Annotated in this window: 7 protein-coding genes; 3 read left to right on the forward strand and 4 right to left on the reverse strand. The window is 65.6% G+C overall.

The features are described 5' to 3' along the window. Positions 1–111: IS3 family transposase (locus Q0K09_RS10465; protein WP_294476134.1), on the forward strand; the 111-nt coding region annotated here is incomplete at its 5' end. 77 nt (positions 112–188) lie between these two features. On the opposite strand, the gene Q0K09_RS10470 is transcribed toward Q0K09_RS10465, so the two are convergent. Further along, positions 189–512 (reverse strand): cysteine-rich small domain-containing protein, encoded by a 324-nt coding sequence (locus Q0K09_RS10470; RefSeq protein WP_294476110.1) that lies wholly within the window; start codon positions 510–512, stop codon positions 189–191. 150 nt (positions 513–662) lie between these two features. On the opposite strand from Q0K09_RS10470, the gene glpK reads away from it, so the two are divergent. Then, positions 663–2,162, forward strand: coding sequence for a glycerol kinase GlpK (gene glpK, locus Q0K09_RS10475; protein ID WP_294476116.1), 1,500 nt, complete (start codon positions 663–665; stop codon positions 2,160–2,162). Positions 2,163–2,259: 97 nt separating this feature from the next. Here glpK and thpR read toward each other — a convergent pair whose 3' ends face one another. The 3 genes from thpR to Q0K09_RS10490 all read right to left on the reverse strand — a co-directional run bounded on the left by thpR (position 2,260) and on the right by Q0K09_RS10490 (position 3,766). After that, positions 2,260–2,796, reverse strand: coding sequence for an RNA 2',3'-cyclic phosphodiesterase (gene thpR / locus Q0K09_RS10480; RefSeq protein ID WP_294476119.1), 537 nt, complete (start codon positions 2,794–2,796; stop codon positions 2,260–2,262). A 110-nt stretch (positions 2,797–2,906) separates the two neighbouring features. Further along, the gene (locus Q0K09_RS10485) at positions 2,907–3,449 is read right to left on the reverse strand and encodes a stage V sporulation T C-terminal domain-containing protein (protein ID WP_294476123.1); all 543 of its coding nucleotides are present in this window, start codon (positions 3,447–3,449) and stop codon (positions 2,907–2,909) included. An 83-nt stretch (positions 3,450–3,532) separates the two neighbouring features. Then, the gene (locus Q0K09_RS10490) at positions 3,533–3,766 is read right to left on the reverse strand and encodes a hypothetical protein (protein WP_294476127.1); all 234 of its coding nucleotides are present in this window, start codon (positions 3,764–3,766) and stop codon (positions 3,533–3,535) included. A 276-nt stretch (positions 3,767–4,042) separates the two neighbouring features. On the opposite strand from Q0K09_RS10490, the gene Q0K09_RS10495 reads away from it, so the two are divergent. Beyond that, positions 4,043–4,224: hypothetical protein (locus Q0K09_RS10495; RefSeq protein ID WP_294476130.1), on the forward strand; the 182-nt coding region annotated here is incomplete at its 3' end.

The following is a 4,224-nucleotide window of genomic DNA, read 5'->3' on the forward strand; positions in this document are numbered from 1 at the left end:
AAGACTGAACTCATTGACTACCTTGATTACTACAACAATCGCAGAATCAAGCTAAAACTGAAGGGCCTGACACCTGCCCAACACAGATACCAGACCCTTCAGGTCGCTTAATTCAAATATTTGTCTAACTTTTGGGGTTCACTTCAGTCCCCGCTTTGGGGATGTGCGGCGTCTTTTTCTGGCGGGATTCAAGAAATATCCGCGCCCTGACTCCGTTCCTCCGCCATGCGGCGGACCAGCTCCCGGGCCTTGTCCATCACATAGCCGAAGTTCTCCCGGCGGTGGGGAAGGGTGCAGCCGGTGCAGTCCTTGACCCCGCTCTCCTTGTAGGTATAGCCTCCCCCACAGTCGGGCCCCAGGGCGTAGAGGGGGCAGTAGCAGAACAGGCAGTTGAAGCTGTCTGGATCCTGGGTGGGGTGGCAGGGGAAGTATTCACAGTCCTTGTGGCAGAAGAAGGCGTACTGCTTCCCCTGCCAGCGGGGGGGCTGCGGGGCGCTGCGGGGTTCCGGCATGGCGTGGCTCCTTTGTAAAACAGGCGGTGGAAGGGTGCTGTCCAAGTGTATCTGTTTTCCCTCCTCCTGTCAAGGGTGGGAAGGGGGGGTACCATCGCCGGGCGGAATGTGGTACACTGGGGACAAATTCCAAACACAGGAGGCGGACAGATGGGCAGATATATCCTGGCCCTGGACCAGGGGACCACCAGCTCCAGGGCAATCCTTTTCGACGAGGCGCAGAACATGGTGGGGACGGCCCAGAAGGAATTTCCCCAACTCTACCCCCGGGAGGGCTGGGTCGAGCACGACCCTATGGAGATCTGGTCCTCCCAGTACGCCGTCATGATGGAGGTCATCGCCAAGGCGGGGATTTCCCCGGGGGACGTGGCCGCCATTGGCATCACCAACCAGCGGGAGACCACCGTCCTCTGGGAGCGCGCCACCGGACGGCCCATCGCCAACGCCATCGTCTGGCAGTGCCGCCGCACCGCCCCCCTGGTGGACCGGCTGCTGGAGGAAGGGCTGGGAGAGCATATCCAAAAGACCACCGGCCTGGTGCCCGACGCCTATTTCTCGGCCACCAAGATCAAGTGGCTCCTGGACCAGGTGGAGGGGGCCCGGGAGCGGGCCCGGCGGGGGGAAATTCTCTTCGGCACCGTGGACACCTGGCTGCTGTGGAAGCTCACCGGCGGAGCCGTCCACGTCACCGACGTCACCAACGCCTCCCGCACCATGCTCTACGACATCCACCGCCTGGACTGGGACGGCACCCTCCTCCAGGCCCTGGACATCCCCCGGGCCATGCTGCCGGAGGTCCGGGACTCCAGCGCCGTCTACGGCTATACCGGCCTGGGCGGGGCCAGGGTGCCCATCGCCGGCATCGCCGGGGACCAGCAGGCCGCCCTCTTCGGCCAGACCTGCTTCGCCCCCGGGGAGGCCAAGAACACCTACGGTACCGGCTGCTTTCTGCTGATGCACACCGGGGAGACCCCCTGTGAGAGCCGCAACGGCCTCATCACCACCGTGGCGGTGGGGCTGAACGGCCGGGCGGAGTACGCCCTGGAGGGCTCGGTCTTTGTGGGCGGGGCGGTGATCCAGTGGCTCCGGGACGAGCTGCGCTTCCTCACCGAGAGCCGGGACGCGGAATACTACGCCCAGAAGGTGTCCGACACCGGGGGCGTCTATCTGGTCCCCGCCTTCACCGGCCTGGGGGCCCCCTACTGGGATATGTACGCCCGGGGCTGCCTCATCGGCCTTACCCGGGGGACCCGGCGGGAGCACATCATCCGGGCGGCCCAGGAGTCCATCGCCTACCAGGCGGCCGATCTGGTTCAGGCCATGGAGCGGGACACCGGGGTCCCCCTGAAGGCCCTCCGGGCCGACGGCGGGGCCAGCCGGGACGGCTTCCTCATGCAGTTCCAGGCCGATATTCTGGACAGGAGCGTCCTCCGGCCCGTGGTCCGGGAGACCACCGCCCTGGGGGCGGCCTACCTGGCGGGCCTGGCCGTTGGGATGTGGCGGGACCGGCAGGAACTCCGGGGCCTCTGGCAGCGGGACGCCGAATTCCGGCCGACGATGGACCCCGCCCGGCGGGAGGCCCTCCTCCGGGGCTGGCGCCGGGCCGTGGAGCGCAGCCGGAGCTGGGCCCAGGAGGAGGGGACGCCGTAGCTTGCTTGCGTCTCGTCCACATACCTGCCGGTAGGCCTTTGACCCCTGGACAGCGCGTCCGCCGGTCTATGTATGGTCCCACGGGGCGGGCGCTCGGTCAGATCCCCCGCAGGCGGCGGCGGTACAGGGGGGTATAGGTCAGCTGGCCCTGGAGACGCTGGGAGCGCAGCAGGGTCAGCCGGTCCACCCGGCAGGTCAGGGCGGGGAGTCCGGCAGCCCAGGCGGCGGCGTCAAAGTCCTCCCGGATTCGGACCTGCCGTCCCAGGGTCAGGTGGGGGCGGAAGGGCTTGGGGTCCATCCAGAGGCCCACCCGGTCCAGAGCCCCGGCCAGGGCCTCCCGGGCGGTCAGAAGCCCCGGGGAGGGCTCCACCCCCACCCACCAGAGGTCCCCGTTCCGGCTGGGGAAGCGCCCCGGCGGGCCGCTTTTCAGGGGAAAGCTGGAGACCCGGACCCCCTCCAGGACCTGGAGGGCGGGCTCGGGCCCCGGCAGCTCCCCCAGGAAGGCCAGGGTGAGGTGGAAGTTCTCCCGGCGGGAAAAGGTTCCCCGGCGGCTCCCGGCGGCCAGGGCCCGGGCGGCCCGGTCCAGGACCGCCTTCCAGGGCTCCGGCAGCTCCACTGCGATAAAAAGACGCATCACAATCTCCTCATTTTGGCTGCTTCGCCGGCAGAACAGAGGGCCCTGCGCCGGCGGCGCGGGGCCCTCAGCTGTCCCGGGCCTGCTGTCCGGGGGGCTGCGCCGGGCGGTCAGCTCTCCATATGGCGGCCCAGGAAACCGGCAATGGCCTGAGCCAGCTTGTATTCGGACTCTCCCGTGGGCTGGTCTCCCGGGGTGGAGAGGAAGGTTACACACCCCAGCACATCCCCCTCAGAGAGGATGGGGGCGGCCACCTCCAGCTGGTATTTGTCGTTCTCCTCGCAGATGGGGAGGGGACTGTCCTCCTCACTGCGCTGGTAGATTTGGCGGCCCTCCATGATGCTCTCCAGCTCGCCGGAGACCCGCTTGTCGGCCAGCTCCCGCCGGGCGGTGCCCGCCACGGCGATGCAGGTATCCCGGTCGGTGATGGCGCTGACCCGGCCCGTGGTCTTGTGCAGGGTCTCGCACATCTGGGCGGCAAAGTCGCTCAGCCCCCCCATGAGGGAATACTTTTTAAAAATTACGCCGCCGTCCTTGTCTGTATAAATCTCCAGCGGGTCGCCCTCGCGGATCCGCATGGTTCTGCGGATCTCCTTGGGGATGACCACCCGCCCGAGGTCGTCGATGCGGCGCACAATTCCTGTAGCTTTCATCTATCTTTCTCCTCCTGCGGTTGGTTGTTACAGGGCTTAGTATCCGCAGGATTCTTTTGCCTATGCAGCAGTGGGCGGTGGATTCATTTGGAAACCGGCGGCGCATCCGGGTGCGCAAGGCCCGCAGAACAGCGGCCGCCGCTCTGGATTTCACGAAAAATTCCGGCCTTTTCCATTCGCCTGCGCCGCGCATAGGCCTTCTGGACCTGTTCAGGGAAGCGGGGCCGGAGCACTGCCTCCCACCGGTCCAAGGCCGTAAGGCTTTCCTCTTCCCCCATCCGGCGCATCAGCCGGCTGTACAGACCCTCCAGCTCCAAAAGCGCCTCCTGCAAACCGCCGTACAGGGTTCTGCCGGACAGCAGGCGCTCCCGCAGCTCCGGCCTTTCCCAGCTTGGTGGGGACAGTTTACCATATCTTCCGGCACATAGTGAGAGGAATTTATGGACGCTTCCACGCGGCCCCCGGCAGGCGCATGCCCGATCAGGCCGGGGCGCGGCGAACCGGATCGAAATCTTGACAGAGCCCGAAATAAAATGCTATATTATCCCTAGGGCTTGTTTGAAAATTGGCGATGTGTCCAGCAGCGAGGGATTTTGAGCCGCTGGCAAGCAATTTTTTTGCAGGAATCCTGGCGGATTTCAAGGAAAAATTGCGCCGTCCAGGGGGCAAAAGCCCCGCCGGTTGGGCATGTTGACATTTTTCAAACAAGCCCTAGGGCTTGTTTGAAAATTGGCGATGTGTCCGGCAGCGAGGGATTTTGGGCCGCTGGCAAGCA

Source organism: uncultured Intestinimonas sp. (genome assembly GCF_944387725.1).
GTDB lineage: Bacteria > Bacillota > Clostridia > Oscillospirales > Oscillospiraceae > Intestinimonas.